Source organism: Propionispora vibrioides (assembly GCF_900110485.1).
Classification (GTDB): Bacteria; Bacillota; Negativicutes; order Propionisporales; family Propionisporaceae; genus Propionispora; species Propionispora vibrioides.
This window is the reverse complement of record NZ_FODY01000025.1, coordinates 1-17899: the sequence shown is the minus strand read 5'-3', so window position 1 is coordinate 17899 and position 17899 is coordinate 1. Positions and strand designations below refer to the sequence as shown.

The 17899-nt window shown below is 52.2% G+C and carries 14 protein-coding genes and 3 tRNA genes; 15 read left to right on the top strand and 2 right to left on the bottom strand.

Features of this window, described 5'->3' with window-relative positions:
* From BMW43_RS16545 to BMW43_RS16510, 8 genes are all read left to right on the top strand, one after another.
* Positions 1 to 963: a YybS family protein gene (locus BMW43_RS16545; protein WP_177173642.1), complete on the top strand. Its 963-nt coding sequence runs from the start codon at positions 1 to 3 to the stop codon at positions 961 to 963.
* A gap of 82 nt (positions 964 to 1045) precedes the next feature.
* Positions 1046 to 3049 (top strand): DHH family phosphoesterase, encoded by a 2004-nt coding sequence (locus BMW43_RS16540; RefSeq protein WP_091750193.1) that lies wholly within the window; start codon positions 1046 to 1048, stop codon positions 3047 to 3049.
* Positions 3021 to 3467 (top strand): 50S ribosomal protein L9, encoded by a 447-nt coding sequence (rplI, locus tag BMW43_RS16535; RefSeq protein WP_091750190.1) that lies wholly within the window; start codon positions 3021 to 3023, stop codon positions 3465 to 3467. The genes BMW43_RS16540 and rplI overlap by 29 nt, the downstream gene beginning before the upstream one ends.
* Before the next feature lie 64 nt (positions 3468 to 3531).
* Complete coding sequence (gene lonC / locus BMW43_RS16530; RefSeq protein WP_091750187.1) at positions 3532 to 5463, top strand: Lon family ATP-dependent protease; 1932 nt, start codon at positions 3532 to 3534, stop codon at positions 5461 to 5463.
* 88 nt (positions 5464 to 5551) lie between these two features.
* Complete coding sequence (gene dnaB, locus BMW43_RS16525; protein ID WP_091750183.1) at positions 5552 to 6892, top strand: replicative DNA helicase; 1341 nt, start codon at positions 5552 to 5554, stop codon at positions 6890 to 6892.
* Positions 6893 to 7050: 158 nt separating this feature from the next.
* A complete protein-coding gene (locus BMW43_RS16520; RefSeq protein ID WP_091750180.1) occupies positions 7051 to 7413 on the top strand; it encodes an ArsR/SmtB family transcription factor in 363 nt (120 codons plus the stop codon).
* A 10-nt stretch (positions 7414 to 7423) separates the two neighbouring features.
* Positions 7424 to 9349, top strand: coding sequence for a heavy metal translocating P-type ATPase (locus BMW43_RS16515; RefSeq protein WP_245732556.1), 1926 nt, complete (start codon positions 7424 to 7426; stop codon positions 9347 to 9349).
* A 161-nt stretch (positions 9350 to 9510) separates the two neighbouring features.
* Positions 9511 to 9708, top strand: a complete 198-nt coding sequence (locus BMW43_RS16510; RefSeq protein ID WP_091750177.1) for a hypothetical protein — start codon at positions 9511 to 9513, stop codon at positions 9706 to 9708.
* 100 nt (positions 9709 to 9808) lie between these two features.
* Here the strand turns inward: BMW43_RS16510 and BMW43_RS16505 are convergent, their stop codons facing one another.
* Positions 9809 to 11404 (bottom strand): FMN-binding glutamate synthase family protein, encoded by a 1596-nt coding sequence (locus tag BMW43_RS16505; RefSeq protein WP_091750174.1) that lies wholly within the window; start codon positions 11402 to 11404, stop codon positions 9809 to 9811.
* 750 nt (positions 11405 to 12154) lie between these two features.
* Here BMW43_RS16505 and BMW43_RS16500 point away from each other — a divergent pair.
* The 3 genes from BMW43_RS16500 to hprK are packed head-to-tail and all read left to right on the top strand — an operon-like array spanning position 12155 to position 14688.
* Entirely contained in the window at positions 12155 to 13438 is a 1284-nt protein-coding gene (locus BMW43_RS16500) for an adenylosuccinate synthase (protein ID WP_091750365.1), read from the top strand.
* 24 nt (positions 13439 to 13462) lie between these two features.
* Complete coding sequence (locus BMW43_RS16495) at positions 13463 to 13720, top strand: HPr family phosphocarrier protein (RefSeq protein WP_091750171.1); 258 nt, start codon at positions 13463 to 13465, stop codon at positions 13718 to 13720.
* Positions 13720 to 14688 (top strand): HPr(Ser) kinase/phosphatase, encoded by a 969-nt coding sequence (gene hprK / locus BMW43_RS16490; protein WP_091750168.1) that lies wholly within the window; start codon positions 13720 to 13722, stop codon positions 14686 to 14688. Before BMW43_RS16495 ends, hprK begins: the two co-directional genes overlap by 1 nt.
* 89 nt (positions 14689 to 14777) lie before the next feature.
* Here the strand turns inward: hprK and BMW43_RS16485 are convergent, their stop codons facing one another.
* On the bottom strand, positions 14778 to 16091 hold the full coding sequence (locus BMW43_RS16485) for an ArsB/NhaD family transporter (protein ID WP_091750165.1): 1314 nt from the start codon (positions 16089 to 16091) through the stop codon (positions 14778 to 14780).
* Positions 16092 to 16299: 208 nt separating this feature from the next.
* Here BMW43_RS16485 and BMW43_RS16480 point away from each other — a divergent pair, with 208 nt between their 5' ends.
* The 4 genes from BMW43_RS16480 to BMW43_RS16465 all read left to right on the top strand — a co-directional run bounded on the left by BMW43_RS16480 (position 16300) and on the right by BMW43_RS16465 (position 17898).
* Positions 16300 to 17592, top strand: coding sequence for an ArsB/NhaD family transporter (locus BMW43_RS16480; protein ID WP_091750162.1), 1293 nt, complete (start codon positions 16300 to 16302; stop codon positions 17590 to 17592).
* A gap of 67 nt (positions 17593 to 17659) precedes the next feature.
* Positions 17660 to 17735, top strand: a tRNA-Lys gene (locus tag BMW43_RS16475).
* Between the two features lie 4 nt (positions 17736 to 17739).
* Positions 17740 to 17814, top strand: a tRNA-Glu gene (locus tag BMW43_RS16470).
* Between the two features lie 8 nt (positions 17815 to 17822).
* Positions 17823 to 17898: transfer RNA gene (locus BMW43_RS16465), tRNA-Val, on the top strand.
* Position 17899 lies beyond the last annotated feature (1 nt).

The window sequence follows — 17899 nt, the reverse complement described above, 5'->3', positions numbered from 1 at the left end:
ATGCAGCAGACGCGAATTCGGCCGATGACGGAAAGCGGCATTTTATCAGCCGTAGCGATTGTGATGATTATTATGAGTGTATACCTGCCGGTTTTGGGGGTTGTGACCGGAATTATCTGGCCTGTACCGCTTACGCTGCTGGGAGTGCGCCATGGTTATACCTGGAGTTTGCTGGCAGTGGTGATAACCGGCCTAGTGACGGCTATGGTACTGCAGCCACTGACGGCACTGCAGGCGGTGTTGGCTTTTGGCGGCATGGGCGTCGTGCTGGGGCACGCGATTAGGCAAAAATATCACCCGCTGAAAACGTTGCTGGTGACGACCGCCGCCTCGCTGACCGGTGTGCTGGCCGTTCTGGCCCTGGGTTTTCTGGTTATGGGTATCAACCCGTTATCTGATCAACTGGATATGATGACAGAAGCCTTCGGTGAGGTGCAGACGATGTATCGCACCACCGGGCTGTTCAATGAAGAGCAGCTAACCAGTATGGCAGCCATGTCGGCGGCTACGTTGGAGCTTTTAAAACTCCTGCTGCCGGGATTGCTGGTGCTTACGTCGGTGGTGTATGCCTGGGTCAACCTGCTGGCGGCCCGCGTCCTGCTGCGGCGACTGGGGACGGAGGTCCCGACTTTTCCGCCATTTACCGAATGGCATTTGCCGCGTGGCATATTATATGCCGGTGCTGTTGTGGCGGTTATGTTCTATTGGGGTCACTACCGGGATGTACAGCCGCTGGATACGATCAGTGCCAATCTGGGTATGCTGCTCTTAGTGCTCTTCTTTTTACAGGGATTGTCTTTATTTTACTACCTTGCCGATAAATACAATTTGTCAAGGTTGGTAAAGGGTATTATACTGTTCTTAACCTTCACTAACGGCTTTTGTATGGAGCTAACCTTTTTTGCCGGACTGTGGGATGTGGTTTTTGATTACCGGCGGCTGCGGTCCCGCAGTTTGAAGTAGCGTGGTTTAGGCGTGTTTGCAAACTAACGGAATAGTTTACAAGCATGTTCTAAGGCTGACGCTGTGATATGGAGGCGAAATTATGCCACAAGGTCCTTCTTTTTGGTTCGATACACGGGTTTATCTGGCTGTGTCGGCTGCGTTACTTATGATTATCGTTTTTTATAACCGTTATTTTGCCATATTGGGAGTCATCCTGCTATTTGTGCTGTACATGTATGGCAAAGAGCGCTATGCTCAGCAGCAGCGGGCGTTAAACGTGTATTTGAATTCCATGTCCCAGACTATTGACCAGGCGACCTGCTATGCGCTGCAAAATCTGCCGGTAGCTATCGCCATCGTAGACGCCGAAGGACGTCTGCACTGGTTTAATTCCGTCCTGACCGACTGGGGCAAGGGGGAAGTTGAACAGGGGCAAGAACTGACTGACCTATGGCCGGAGCTGACTGTTACGAAAATCTGGGGCAAATCGGGCCATTTTATAAAATCGGTCGGTGACAGGCATTTTCAGGTCATCCATAAAATGCTCAAGGAAGATAAAGCTGAGCAGGAATTTATGATTCTTTACATTTCGGACATTTCCGCCAGCGAGCGGGAACGGGCCCAGTGCAGCATGTCCCTGCCGGTGCTGGCTCATATTCAGATTGATAATTATGATGATGTCCTGTTTGGGTTGAATGAGAAACAGCGCAGCGTCATTTTGGCGGAAGTCAATAACTTACTGGTCGAATGGGTGACCGAGCTGGACGGTTTTTTGAAAAAATACGCCGAGGACATGTACTTCGCTGTCTTTGACCGACAGGCGCTGACGAGAGCTATGCAGGACAAATTCGATATTCTTGACCGCGTCCGGGCAGTTCAGGCCGGCAACCGGATTCCGGTAACCCTAAGTATCGGCGTGGCGGCCGACGAAGCCACCGTAGGCGAACTGGGCCAGCGGGCGCAGAGCGGTCTGGACTTGGCGCTCGGGCGCGGCGGCGATCAGGTTACCGTCCATATTGACGGCAAGGTTCAGTTTTACGGCGGCAAAACCAAGGCGGCCGAGAAAAACACGCGGGTTAAGGCCAGGGTGGTGGCGCAGGCCATCAAGGAAATTTTAGGCGACGCCCAGCGGGTGTTGATCATGGGCCATGCGAACGAGGACTTTGACAGTCTGGGGGCGGCGATTGGTGTTGCCAGGATGTCCCGCTATCTGGAACGGGAAACGCATGTCGTGGTCAGTCAGCCCGGTGTAGCGGTCAATAAGCTGCAGGTGTTGCTGGAGGAATACGACGAGTACCAGAATTTCTTCATTACACCGGAAGAGGCGGCGGAGCAGGGGACGGAAGATACGCTGCTGGTGGTGGTCGACACCCACCGGCCGGAACTGACGGCCGCGCCGGCTTTGTTGGAACGGATTGAGCGGATTATTGTGATTGATCATCACCGGCGCTCCGAGTCGTTTATAGCCAATCCCTTTTTGGTATACCTCGAACCGTCGGCGTCGTCCACCTCGGAATTGATTACCGAGCTGCTCATGTATTTTGACAACAAACTGGACCTGACCCGGATGGAGGCGACGGCTCTGTATGCCGGGATTGTGGTGGATACTAAGAACTTCGCCGTGCAGACCGGGGTAAGAACCTTTGAGGCCGCCTCGTTCCTGCGGCGGGCCGGCGCTGATCCGCGCCTGGTGAAGCATTTGTTCCGCGTCGATTTCGACATTGTCAAGGCGCGAGCTGAGATTATCCGCAATATTGAAATGCTGCCGGGCGGCGTGGTCATTGCCACCTGCCCCTATCATATAAAAAATGCTCAAATGGTTTCGGCCCAGGCCGCCGATGCCATGCTGCGCATCGAGGGAGCCCGGATGAGTTTCGTGCTGTTCCCGCTGGAGGACGGTGTGGGCATCAGTGCCCGTTCCAGCGATGACGTCAATGTCCAGGTCATCATGGAGGAATTTGGCGGCGGTGGCCATCAAACCATGGCCGGGGCGCAGCTTAAACGGGCGGACATCGATGATGTGAAGCAGCGGGTCATTGAACTCAGCGCTAACTATATAAGGGAGAGTGACGAGAATGAAAGTAATCCTACAACAAGAAGTTAAAAAACTCGGCAAAAAAGGGGAAATTCTTGAGGTATCGGAAGGGTACGCCCGCAACTACCTACTGCCGCAAAAATTGGCTATCATAGCTAACAATAGCACCATTAACGAAACCAAGCAGAAAAAAGCCTCGGAAGAACGCAAGCACCAGCAGCAGGTGGATGAGGCCACGGTGCTGGCGGCACAAATTTCCAAGGTGGAAGTGTCGATTGCCGTGAAAACCGGTGAAGGCGGTAAGCTGTTCGGTTCAGTTACCGGTAAGGATGTGGCTGAAGCGTTGGCCGCCCAGCATGGCATTGAGGTTGACAAACGCAAAATCGAGCTGAAGGAGGCCATCAAGGCTTTGGGCACTTATCCGGCGATTATCCGGGTTCATCCGGAAATTACGGCTAAAATCCAGGTCCATATCCGGGCACAATAGCGCGCGAACGGACAATAGATAAAATAGTAGTGGTTCGTTCGGAACATAGAAAGGAAATAACAGCATGAAAGACTTTTTAAATAAGTTTCTGCGAACCGAGTCAATGGAACAAAAAACGTCGTCAGACGAACAATTAAAACGCCAGGTGGCTTCCCTGTACGGCCTTTTCTCCGGCATTATGGGAGCCGAGAAGGTGGTGCTGCGGGCCGGCAAGCTGGACGCGCTGGAATTAATGCGTTCCGAAAGCCTGCCGGAGCGGGTATTGGCCTTGCAAAAAGTCGTATTTGAGGACCCGACGGTGGATAAACTGCCGTTGCCGGAGGAGATTCCTGATATTCTGGAAGAAATCGAGGATGAACTGGCCGATCTGATGGCCCGCCGCACAGTGGAAGAAAAGCTGGAGAAAAAGATTGCTGAAAAGATGGAAGAACGCCATCAGGAATATGTGAAAGAAATCAAGATGCAGGTGCTGAAGGAAGAGCAAAACAGCGTGGAAAATCCGCAGACCCTGAAAAAATACGCCATGCTGGAAGTGCTGGAGCAAAAAGGACTGACCAAGTCAGCCATGGAACTGCTTCGTCCGGCGGCTTTGGGAGAAATCGTGGGTCAGGAACGGGCGATTGAAGCCCTGCGGGCCAAGCTGGCTTCACCTTATCCGCAGCATCTGATCCTGTACGGACCACCCGGTGTCGGCAAGACTACGGCGGCCCGGCTGGTGCTGGAAGAAGCCAAGAAGATGAAAATTACGCCCTTTGCACCGGATGCGCCGTTTATTGAAGTTGACGGCACCAGCCTGCGCTGGGATTCCCGTGATATGACCAATCCACTGCTAGGATCGGTCCACGATCCTATTTATCAGGGGGCGCGGCGAGATCTGGCCGAGACCGGTATCCCCGAACCCAAACCGGGGTTGGTAACCGATGCGCACGCCGGGATTTTGTTTATTGATGAAATCGGCGAAATGGACCCTTTATTGCAGAATAAGCTGCTCAAGGTACTGGAGGATAAGAGGGTGTCGTTTGAGTCGGCCTATTATGATCCGACCGATAGCAATATCCCTAAGTATATTAAAAAACTGTTTGAGGAAGGGGCACCGGCTGATTTTATCCTGATTGGGGCTACCACCCGTGATACGGAGGACATCAATCCGGCCATTCGTTCCCGTTGCGCCGAAATTTACTTTGAACCGCTGACGCCGAAGCACATTGAAGAGATTATCTATAACGCGGCGCAAAAGCTGGGCGTCGACATGGATGCCGACGTGCCGCGTCTGATCAGTGAATATACTATTGAAGGCCGGAAAGCCATCAATATTCTGTCCGATGCTTACGGGCTGGCCTTGTATCGTGCCGATAGCGATCCAACCGCGCTGAGCATTGCCAAGGAGGATGTCTACCGGGTAGCCCAGGTGAGCCGCCTGACGCCTTATGTAACCCGCAAGGCCGCGGCAGTCGCTGAGGTGGGTAAGGTATTCGGTCTCGGCGTAGCCGGCTATCTAGGCTCAGTACTGGAAATTGAGGCGGTTGCCTTCCCGCTGACGGAAGCCGGCAAAGGCAGCATCCGGTTTAACGATACCGCCGGCAGCATGGCCAAGGATTCGGTTTTTAACGCTGCTGCGGTAGTCCGTAAGATTACCGGCAAAGACTTGAACAATTACGACATTCACATCAATATTATCGGCGGCGGCCGGATTGACGGTCCGTCGGCCGGCACAGCCATTACGGCGGCCATTATTTCCGCCATTACTGGACAGGCTATCCGGCAAAATGTAGCCATTACTGGCGAAATTTCGATTCAGGGTAAGGTCAAGGCGGTCGGCGGCGTCTTTGAGAAAGCCTACGGTGCCAAGCAAGCCGGTATTACCACGATGATTATTCCGAAGGAAAATGAGCAGGATATTCCGCAGTCCCATCTAGGACTGGAAATTTGTCCGGTGGATACGGTGGAAGAAGCCTTGCAAATTTTATTTGCTGAGATCGAACAAATCAGTGCCTGACAGGTTGGTATAGGGATGGTCCCATCCCTATACCTCTTGTTTTAGTCTGCGATCACCGTAAGGTACGAGTGGGTGAGGGGGAATTTGCTTGATAGATAGAGTACCACCGCAAAATGTGGAAGCCGAGCAGTCGGTGCTGGGCGCCATGCTGATCGAACGGGAGGCCATCTCCAAAGTGGCCGAGTTTTTGCGCAAAGAGGATTTTTACCGTGAGGCGCACCGGCTGATTTTCAATGCCATGTTGCAGCTTTTTAACAAAAACGACGCGGTAGATTTGATTACCGTAACTGAATATTTACGCAAGGAAGAAAAACTGGAGGGTGCCGGTGGTATCTCCTACATCACTTCGCTGGCCAATGCCGTACCAACGGCGGCCAATGTGCTGTATCACGCCCGGATTATTGAGGAAAAGGCGCTGCTGCGGCAACTCATTAATTCGGCCACTGAGATTGCCGGCATGGGCTATGAGGCAACCGAGGAAGTGGCCACCATCCTGGATGAGGCCGAGAAGAAAATCCTGGGTGTTTCCAACCGCAAGGTCGGCCAGGATTTTACCCCGATCAAAAGCATTATCTTTGGTGCCATCGACAAAATTGAACAGCTCTATGAATCCAAGGGCGGCATCACCGGACTGGCCACAGGCTTTAAGGATTTGGATCAACTGACCTCGGGGCTGCAGCCTTCGGATCTGATCCTGATTGCGGCCCGCCCCAGTATGGGGAAAACTGCCTTTGTGTTGAATATCGCCCAGCATATTGCGATTCGGGAAAAACAGCCGGTGGCCTTTTTCAGTCTGGAAATGTCCAAGGAGCAGCTGGTGCAGCGTATGCTGTGCGCCGAGGCTCCCATCGACTCGCAGCGGGTGCGTATTGGCCAGTTGGAGGATAAGGACTGGCCCAAGCTGATCAAGGCGGCAGACCGGCTGTCGTCTTCACCTGTCTTCATTGACGATACGCCGGGCATCAGTGTAGTGGAGTTGCGCGCCAAAGCCCGGCGGCTGAAAATTGAACATGGACTGAAGCTGATCATCATCGACTATCTGCAGCTCATGCAAGGTGGCAACAGCGGTCGCAGCGGTGAGAATCGCCAGCAGGAAATCTCGGAAATTTCCCGCTCGCTGAAATCGCTGGCCCGTGAACTCAATGTGCCGGTTATCGCGCTCTCGCAGCTTAGCCGCAGCGTCGAGTCCCGTCAGGTGAAAAAACCGATGCTAAGCGATCTGCGGGAATCGGGCTCGCTGGAGCAGGATGCCGATATCGTCTCCTTCCTGTACCGGGAAGACTATTATAATCCCGATACGGAGAAGAAGAATATTACCGAAGTCATCATTGCCAAGCACCGCAACGGTCCGGTGGATACAGTCCAGCTCTTTTTCCATAAGCAATTTACTAAATTTGATAATCTGACCCGCATGGAAGGACCACCATAAAGTCCGGACGTAAGGTATGCCAAAGGCGCCAAACAGGTGCTTTTGGCTTTTTATTTTTTTGACGAGCAGGTATTGCTTCCGGCGCTTGGTTTGATTATAATGAGTATGTGATTATATGAGCGTATATTCATATACACATAGAAGCGGGGTGTTCATTGATGAAAGGAAAAGTGGCTGACTGCGGTGATAATCTGTGCGTGGAAGAGCGGCGGTTAGCGGTGATAAAAGATAGCATGCTGGATGAAGAAATCTTCTTGGATGTGGCCGATACCTTTCAGGTGCTGAGCGAACCAACCCGGGTCAAAATTGTCTTTGTTTTGGCCGAAGCCGGAGAACTCTGTGTGCACCATATTGCCACACTGCTCAATATGTCCCCGTCGGCCGTATCCCATCAGTTGCGGCTGCTGCGGAATATGCGCCTGGTAAAAACCCGCAAGGAGGCGCAGCACGTATATTATTCCCTGAGCGACGGCCATATTGTGCAACTGTTTCGTCAATGCCTTGAACATATTGAAGAGTGAGGTGGTTCTTGTGGAGAAAACAACTATATTAGAAAAAAATGAGACCCAGTCATGCTGTGGTCATGGCCACGACCATGCTCATGGCGGCCATACTAAGGATTATATGATTATAACCGTGACGGCGCTGCTGACCGGCGGTTACTGGTCCGGGCTGCTGCCCAGCATCGCGGGTGTAGATACGGCCCTGATAGCCGCCATACTCTGCGGCTATCCGATCGTCAGGGAAGCCATCCGGGCCATCTGCCAGCGGGGTGATACCAAGGTGGGGCTGTTGGTCAGCATTGCCATCCTTGCTTCGCTTGCTATCGGTGAATATTTTGCCGCCGCCGAAGTAGCGCTGATTATGACGATCGGCGAGCTGCTGGAGCATATGACGTTGGAGAAAGCCAATTTGGCGCTCCAGAAGCTGGCCGGACTGGCGCCGCTTAAGGCGCGCCTGTTAAAAGACGGTGTGGAGCAGGAGATTGCCGCCGAAGCCGTGCAGGTTGGCGATCAGCTGCTGGTTAAACCGGGGGATAAAATTCCCGTTGACGGTCTGGTTACTGCCGGTTATGCCTCGGTGGATCAATCGGCGATCACCGGCGAATCCATTCCACTGGAGCGGCGGGAGGGAGATACAGTTTTTGGCGGTACCCTGGCAACGTCAGGCAGTATCGAACTGGTGGCTACCAAGGTCGGGCAGGATACGGCGCTGGGGCATATTATCAATATGGTCAGGGAAGCCCAGGAAAGCAAGGCGCCGATTGCCCGGATGATTGACCGCTGGGCCAACTGGTTTGTGCCGCTTAGTTTGACGATTGCCTTATTGGTCTATCTGGTGACAGGCGACATTGTCCGGGGTGTTACCATTCTGATTGTTTTTTGTCCCTGCGCCATGCTGCTCAGTACGCCTACCGCTGTTGCCGCCGCTATTGGCGCGGCTGCCCGGCGGGGGATTTTGATCAAGGGTGGCGAGGTCCTGGAATCGGCCGGACGGATTGATACCATTTTGTTTGACAAAACCGGCACGATTACGATCGGCAAGCCTCAGGTAAAGGCGGTCCGCTGTTTCGGTAGCCGCGACCGGGCCTTTATATTGGGGATAGCGGCCGGTATTGAAAAACGCTCGGAGCACCATTTGGCCAAGGCCATCCTGCAGGCAGCCGCAGAGGAAGACATTCTGCCGGTCGAGCCGGATAACTGGCGCCCGGTTATTGGGCAGGGAATTATCGCCGGTTATGAAGGGATTGGCTATCTATTAGGTAATAAGGCTTTGTTAACTGGCCGTGATATCGGACTAACCGCCGAACAGGCTGCCTATTGCGACGCGGAACAGGCCTTGGGAGGTACGGTGGTTTTCCTGGTGGAAGGTGACGCGGTGGTGGGCATGCTGGTCATTGAAGACCCTATTCGCCAGGAGGCGGCCGAGGTGCTTAGTGCCTTGTATCCTAAGCAGGTTGCCGGTTTGGTCATGCTGACAGGCGATGCTGCCGCCGCCGGCCATGCTATTGGCAGCCGCCTGAACATTCCGGTCATTCACGGTGACTTGCTGCCGGGAGATAAAGTGAATTTTATCAAGGAATATCAGGCTGCCGGCGGCAAAGTGGCGATGATTGGCGACGGTATCAATGACGCGCCGGCTCTGGTCAAGGCCGACATTGGGATTGCCATGGGCTGCACCGGCACCGATATTGCCATCGAAGCGGCCGATATTGCGCTCTTGTCGGATGACTTGCGGAAAATACCGGAAGCCATTCAGGTAAGCCGGCGTGCCTATAAAACGATTGGGCAGAATATTATAGTGGCCAATCTGATCAATATAGTCGCTATCGGTTTTGCCGCCGTGGGCATATTGGGACCGGTGGCCGCCGCCATTGTCCATAATGCCGGTTCTATTCTGGTGGTGTTAAACTCGGCCCGCTTGCTGCGCTCGGCTGAAACGGCAAATGTAGCTTAAGAAAATATTAATTTGTTATGCTGCGTGTTTTCGTCCTTGCCATGCAGCCCCCATTAAATCAGTGGCTTCATAGCTAGACCCTCCGTTGTCAGCAGCGGAGGGTTTAGCTGGGTGGTACCCTGGACATACTGTGGTTGATATGATAAAAGGGGGTCTGGTGGATGGTCAGGGTCTGTCCAAGCTGTTCCCATGTGGATGTGGAAAAATTACAGGACATGCTGCAGGAGTTGGATTTACAGGTTGAGTGCATCGGTGAATGCGGTCAGCATGAAGATCAGAGCTTTGGGTATATCAATGATGAACTGGTCATCAAAGACAGCGAGGAAGAATTTCTTGACGAGGTACGTCGCAATTTGTAGACAAAAAGTCTGGCGCACGACTAAGAGCCCCAAATCCGGTAACTCGTTCCGGCTTTGGGGCTCTTAGTCGTAAAACGGCGCTGGTTCTGCTGCGGGTGGGCTACTCCAGATAAGACCGGAGCCGTTCCCGCATGCTTTCCAGGCGGGCGGCGGTTTTTTTTGCCTGCTGGATGGATTGGCGCATTTGATTCAGCAATGCGGTGTACTGCTGACGTTCGGCAAAGCGATTTGGCTGGCCGTGGAGTGTCGTTCGGCCGATGTTGGAAGGGGGGCGGGGCGTACAGGTATCGGTTACCTTTTTCACTCCTGTAAGGTCGGCCGTAAGCGAATCCAAGGCGACTAGATCGTCGGGAGTAAGCTGGTTTAACGAGGACTTGCCCAAAGCTCGCATGGCCTCTTCCATTTCCAGTACCATGGAAGTAAATACATTGGTTACACTGGTGGCCCCCTGGCAGAGGTCGAACTTATCCTTGGTTTGTGAATTGTAGTAGACCAGTGCGGTGGGCGGTTCCCAGGGAATCGCCTTGGTAGCCTGATTGTGTACCAGGGCAAAGAGTGGAACAGTACCTAATACCACCGCATCGGCCCCCAGTGCCAGCGCTTTGAGGCAGTGACCGGGGGTATACAGTCCGCCGCCGACCATGAGGCTGATTTTGGTTCCCGCTAAATACCGTTTGGCCCGCACCAGCGCGTATAGGATAGGAATAGAAAAATTGTCCTGCTTGATAGGTGCTACGGCGTGTGATCCCCCGCCGGCTCCGTCCAGGCAGATTACATCAACTCCCAAGGAAATGGCAACGGCCAGTTCTTCCTCCAGGCGATCGGTGGCCATCAGTTTTAAGGCAATAGGCTTTCCCTCGGCGCGCTGGCGTAGTTTCTTTATAAAAGCAGGCCAGTCGGCCGGAGAGTGTACACCCGGCGGTGCCGGCAGGGAAATGGCTGTTTCGTCGGGGGCCAGCCCACCGAGTTCCCGGGCCCGTCCTTCAATATCAGCGGAGATGATTGGTGCGGTACCGACATCGGCCCCTTGCCCCATGGCTATTTCCAGCATGTCGGCGGCGGCAATTTGTTCATTTGTCCGCAGTCCCCAGGACCAGCGGCAAATTTGCAGGATAAATTTGCCGGCGGCGTCAGCTTCTTCAGGTAGGAAGGGACCTTCGCCAGATCCAAGTGCAGTCCCTAATCGTTTGCTGGCGGTAGCTAATGCTACTTTTGCTTCTTCGCTTAGAGCAAGACCGTAGGCCATGGAGCCAATTATCAAAGGAATTTTTAGTTTAAGCGGTTTCTTTGCGTTACAACCCAGTGTTACGGCCATATCGATGTTGGTGCTTACCGGCAGAGTGAAGCGGGTCATTTGCTGTGGTGAAAATAGAAGGTTGTCAAACTCGGGGTAATGTTTTGGTGTTCCTAGCGGCCTGGTTATAACCTTGCCGGTTTCGGCCCGTAAACTTAGTTCGATGATATTGATTACAGAAAAACGTTTTAATGAGGGAAGCAGTTCGGCAACATTTTCGTCATACTCGTCGGAGAGTATCTTTGCGCTGGCATCGTCGACAACCCGGTTTATGACATAGCGCATGACCGGTTTTCCCAGCAAAAGGCCAAGAACCGCTATGAGAAGGAGTGCCAGTAGCAATTGGATAAACCAGGAGACCGGCGGAAGAAAGGTTTGAACATAGGCCAAAATACTTTGCATAGTGTCGTCCTCGTAATCATCGTGTGCTGTAGGTAGTATGCCTCATTGCCGGATTTTAAAACCTGGTGCTCCAGCGAATTGAAAGTGCAAATTAAATTTGCGGGGATTTTTTTGCAAGGCAGGACAAAGAAGCACACCTATCGAGTTTAGGTAAGCCGGTGATAACGAAGCCTTACGGAAAAAGGTCCGTGAAGAAATTGTACTTTCAGAGTTGATGGGGCACTAGTGCCTTGCATCACTTAAAACAGAGGAAAGGCTGATAGAGATTTTTTTCGTCTCCCCAGGCGGAGGAGCCGCATATATTGGACATAGGTAAGACTGATAAGGTACTAGCGGTAAAAATAGCTAAAAAGGGGGAAAGAAAAATATATTTTCCGGGAAAATAAAGTGAATTTTGACGAATATCCGAACATTTATCCTTTAATCTAAAGTAATATTCGAAAAGTTTATTGACAGAGGAAAGGGCGAAGTGCTATGATTAACGAGGGAAAATCGGATACCTTCCTCAGCAACTCAAATAACGGCGTGGATACGTCATGTTTGAGTTATTTTTGTGGGTTTGGTTAAAATATTCAAGATGATATAGCCGCAGACTGAACGGGTTGCCGGGTGCTGTCGTTGCCCCTCAGCTGCAATCGGACGAGTAAACTGGAGCAGTGCTGGATACGCGGTCAGTGAACGGAAGGGGATATTCCGTCGCCGTGCCGTTACTATGGTCAGATAAGACCGTCAAGAAGGGTGAGGATGGATATGTCAGCAACAGTTGTAATTGGAACGCAATGGGGAGACGAAGGGAAAGGAAAAATCGTCGACTATTTAGCCGAAAGAGCGGATGTGGTTGTTCGCTATCAGGGGGGCAATAATGCCGGACACACCGTTGTGGTAGGGGATCAGGAGTTTAAGCTGCATTTACTGCCGTCAGGCATACTATATAATGGTAAAACTTGTGTCATTGGCAATGGCGTGGTGGTTGACCCCAAGGTTATGCTGGAAGAAATAAAAAGCATGCAGGCCAAAGGAATTGATACCAGCAGCCTAAAGCTGTCCAACCGGGCTCATTTAATCATGCCTTATCATCGCCTGCTGGATGAAGTGGAGGAAACTTCCCGCGGCGACTTTAAAATCGGCACAACCAAGCGCGGTATTGGTCCCTGCTATATGGATAAAAATGCCCGCAGTGGCATCCGGGTTTGCGATTTGCTGGAGCCGGAGGAATTCAAAGAAAAGCTGGCCCGCAATCTGGAGGCCAAGAATCATTTACTGAAAGCAGTATATAATACGGACGGATTTGACTTTGCCGAGGTGCTTAAGGAATACCAGGAGTATGCCGAACAATTGCGTCCGTATGTCGCCGATACGTCGGCTATTTTGCATGAATCCATTAAAGCCGGCCAGAAAGTGCTGTTTGAAGGCGCCCAGGCTACCTTGCTTGATCTGGACCATGGCACCTTTCCTTATGTGACTTCATCGCATCCGATTGCCGGCGGTGCCTGCATCGGAGCCGGCGTAGGCCCGAGCAAAATCAGCAAGGTTGTCGGTGTGGTGAAAGCCTATACCACCCGAGTTGGCGAAGGGCCGTTCCCGACCGAGCTGCATGATGCAACAGGTGATCTGATCCGGGAGGAAGGCCATGAATACGGCACTACTACCGGTCGCCCCCGTCGCTGCGGCTGGCTGGATGCCTGCATCATCCGCTATGCGGGCTATGTCAGCGGCATTGACTATATGGCGATTACCCGCCTGGATATCCTGGATAAACTGCCTATGGTTAAAGTTTGTGTAGCCTATAAATATAACGGGAAAATTATTAATGAGTTTCCGGCTAGTCTGAACGTGCTGTCCCGGGTGGAACCGGTTTATGAGGAATTGCCTGGCTGGCAGCAGCCAACGTCCCATATTCGCTCGTATGAAGACCTGCCGCTTAATGCCCGTCGCTATGTAGAACGGCTGAGTGAGGTTAGCGGTATTGCCATCGGTTTGGTTTCGGTCGGTCCCGGCCGGGAACAGACGATGATATTGGCAGATATGTTTTAATTATTAGCAGGGAGGTCCTGGGGCGTGACAAGAAAATGTGTGGAGATTATAAGACGCAATACTCTTTATCCACGCCATGCGGCAGCGTTTGCCAGAGCGGCAGGACGCTTTGTCTGCGAAGTGACAGCGATCAGCGGCGATTACAGGGTTGACGGAAAAAGCATCTTAGGGCTGATATCACTGGAACCTCAGATTGGTATGACCATTATTATCGAGGCCGACGGCGAGGATGAGCAGGTCGCCGTGGAAATTCTGGCTAAAATACTGGAAGGATATTACTGATGAAGAAGGAATTGCTTGTCAAAGACATAATTGAACCTTGCGGGCTGGAGATAATCAGCGGTACCGATTATCTGGACCGTCCGGTACGGGTGCCGGACATCAACCGGCCCGGACTGATGCTGGCCGGATATTTAAAGTATTTTGAGCACCAGCGGATTCAGGTCATTGGCATGGCTGAAATGGCCTTCCTGGAATCATTGGGTGAGACGCTGGCCACCGAATGCTGGAAGACGCTTACCGGTCTGGAGATTCCCTGTGTGATTATTACGCGGGGCAAGTCGCTGCCGGAGCATTGGCTTAAACTGGCGGAAGAGGCTCACCTGGCCGTGTTGCGCACGTTGCAGCCGACCACCCGGTTTATTGGCCGGTTGACCGATTATCTGGAACGTCGCCTGGCGCCCAGCATTACCATTCACGGTGTGTTTGTCGATGTTCATGGTATTGGTACGCTCATTACCGGCGACAGCGGCATTGGTAAGAGCGAAACGGCGCTGGAGCTGATTAAGCGCGGTCATCGGCTGGTGGCCGATGATGCCGTGGTGGTGACCCGCGTGGCGGAGAATAATCTGGTCGGCCGGGCGCCGGAGATGATCCGTCATCTTATGGAAATTCGCGGCTTGGGAATTTTGGACATCAAGACGCTGTTCGGCATCCGGGCGGTTCGCCTGTTCCAGGATATCAATCTGACTATTCATCTGGAAGAGTGGCAGCACGGCAAGTATTATGATCGCCTGGGGATCGACGATGAACGGACGGAAATTTTGGGCGTGTCCATACCGAAAACCATTATCCCCGTTCGGCCCGGGCGAAATCTGGCCGGTATTGTGGAAGTGGCGGCGATGAACTACCGGCTGAAAACACTCGGCTTTCACTCGGCCCAAGATTTTGTCAATCGCCAGGCCGAACTGCAGGAACAGGGACTGGTTGATACCGATGAGGTAAATGATTTTACCCATGGGTTATGGTAGTTCCCTAACCGGCCCCAAAGAACTATAAATAAAGAGGACTGCCTGACAGGTGAAAAACCTGTGGGCAGTCCTTTTTTATTTAAAAATAGTTAAAAATAGCGGAGCCAGATGTAGAGATGAGAAAGCAGAATAGATACCAGCATGAGCGGAAAAGCCACCTTGAAATACGTTCGGAAGGAAAGAAGCACGCCGTTCTTTTCGGCTATGCCGGCCACGATGACATTAGCCGAGGCGCCAATCAGTGTACCGTTGCCACCCAGGCAAGCGCCCAGGGCCAGTGACCACCACACCGGGTCGAGGGCAAGGCCGCCTAGTTGGCCCATTTCTTTCAGCAGAGGGATCATGGTAGCGACAAAAGGGATATTGTCAATAAAGGCTGAGGCGATGGCTGAGACCCAGAGGACCAGCAGGGAGGTTTGCAGAATGTCCCCCTGGGTCAGGGTTAGGCTCCACTTAGCCAGCGCACTGATCACACCGGTGGCTTTCAAGCCGCCAACCAGCACAAATAGGCCAATAAAGAAAAATATAGTAGGCCACTCTACGTGTAACAGGACATCTTCCGGTTCTTCCCGGCTGATGAGCAGCAGGACGACGGCACCGGTCAGGGCAACGGTGGCCGATTCCAGGTGCAGTGTACCGTGCAGCATAAAGGCAAGAATGGTCAGGCTGAGGACAGCCAGGGATTTTCGGAGCAGGGCCTGGTCCTTAATTTCATCCCGGTAATTAAGCGCCAGCAGGGCAAGGCGGTTCTCTTCCGTCGTCTGCAGTTCCTGACGATAGATCAACAGCAGCAGCCCGATCGTGACGAGTAAAATGAGCAGGCTGATAGGCGCCAGCTGCAGCAGAAACGAGTTGAAATCAAGGCCGGCTGCACTGCCGATCATAATGTTGGGCGGATCCCCGATGAGGGTTGCCGTTCCGCCAATATTGGAAGCGATAATCTCGGAAATCAGAAAGGGCAGCGGGTTGATCTCCAGTTTGTCGGTCAGGGTCAATGTAATCGGAACAGTAAGCAGCACGGTAGTGACATTATCTAAAAAAGCGGAGGCCAGCGCCGTGATCAGCGACAACAGAGCCAGCAGACGGAGCGGATAGCCGCCGGTGATGTGGGCTGCCCAAATGGCAATGGCCTCAAACACGCCTGTCCGGCGGGTAATGGTGACCAATAGCATCATACCGATCAACAGGCCCAGTGTGTTAAAATCAATTGCTTCCTTGAGCGCCGTTTCCTGGCTTATAAATCCTGTCAGCAGCATAAGCAGGCCGCCGGTCAGCGCCACGGTCATGCGGTGAAACTGTTCCCCGATAATCAAGGCATAGACAATTATAAAAATAGCAATGGAGCTCCAGAAAGAAAACTCAGACAACAGATGATTCCTCCTTTGGCGGCAATAAGCGGCCATTGTTCAAATCATACGTTATTTTGCCGGGACAGTCAACTTTCGCCAGGCTGGAATGATCCAAATGGAGAAACCGCCAGAGTGACTTGCCAAAACAGAATATTTTAGTTATACTAGTCAGAGAATTGAATAAAAATTTGTTTTTTGGAGGAGCCTGTCACCACAGGCTCTTTTTGTCTATTTTCAGAATTATGGAGGTACTTACTGACCGATGGAAAACCAGGCAATGCTCGCTTTGGGCGTATTCTTAGTAACCTATGCTTTGATAATTTCGGAAAAAATCCACCGTACGGTGGTTGCCATGCTTGGCGGACTGGCGATGGTGCTATTAGGTATTGTCGATTATGAGACGGCCGTTCATCATATAGATTTTAATACATTAGGTTTACTGGTGGGGATGATGATTATGGTGGCCATTACCGGGCAAACGGGAATCTTCCGTTATATTGCCATATATGCCGCGAAAAGGGTAAAATGCCGGCCGGTACCGATTCTAATCGTTTTAGCGGTGATTACAGCACTCTTTTCCGCGCTGCTGGACAATGTGACGACGGTACTGCTCATGGTCCCGGTGACACTGACACTGACCCAGCGGCTGAACATCAAGCCTGAACCGTACTTGATTACCCTGATTATAAGCTCCAATATCGGCGGGACGGCGACTCTTATCGGTGATCCGCCCAATATCATGATCGGCAGTGCCGTAAGGGAACTGACCTTTTTGGCTTTTATCCATAATCTGGCCCCGGTTGCTCTGGCCATTTTATTTGTCACGATCATTCTCTTGATATTGTTTTATCGTAAGCAGTTGGTAACTGACGAACGGCATAAACTGGCCTTGCTGCAACTAAATGAGAAGGAAGAATTGGTTGATCCGGCACTGCTTGTCAAATGTTTGTCTGTATTAGGTGTTACATTGGCCGGTTTTCTGGGCCATCAGGCATTGCATCTGGAATCATCGACCGTGGCGCTAAGTGGTGCCTTTGTCTTGCTGTTGCTTACCGCCAAAACCGAGCATGCTGTTGAAGTGGCGCTGGAGAAAATTGAATGGCCAACTATTTTTTTCTTCTTAGGTCTCTTTGTGTTGGTTTCCGGGTTGATGGAAACAGGCATTATTGACGGCGTGGCCCGGTATGCCATCGAGGTGACTGGTGGCAGCCCGGCATTGTCAGCTATGCTGATTCTATGGCTGAGTGCCATTGCTTCGGCTTTCGTGGACAATATTCCTTTTGTGGCGACTATGATTCCCTTGATTCAGAATATGGGGCAACTGGGCATTGCCAATATGGAGCCGTTGTGGTGGAGTTTGGCTCTGGGGGCCTGCCTGGGTGGCAACGGCAGTTTAATTGGGGCAAGCGCCAATCTGATCGTTGCCGGTCTGGCGGCGCAGCAGGGCTATCCGCTTTCCTTCCGGCGGTTTTTAACGATCGGCTTTCCGCTGATGCTTTTATCTATCGTTATAGCAAATGGCTATATCTACCTGCGGTATTTGTCGCACCTGTAATTTTTTTAGAAAATGTAGTTGACAATAATATAATGTTGCTATATAATCATATCTTGTGAGACGGCATGATCCACTAGCTCAGTCGGTAGAGCACCTGACTTTTAATCAGGGTGTCCCGCGTTCGAGTCGCGGGTGGATCACCATTGTGGCCCGTTGGTCAAGCGGTTAAGACACCGCCCTTTCACGGCGGTATCGGGGGTTCGATTCCCCCACGGGTCACCATTTTATACGGGCGATTAGCTCAGCTGGGAGAGCGCCTGCCTTACAAGCAGGATGTCGGCAGTTCGATCCTGTCATCGCCCACCAA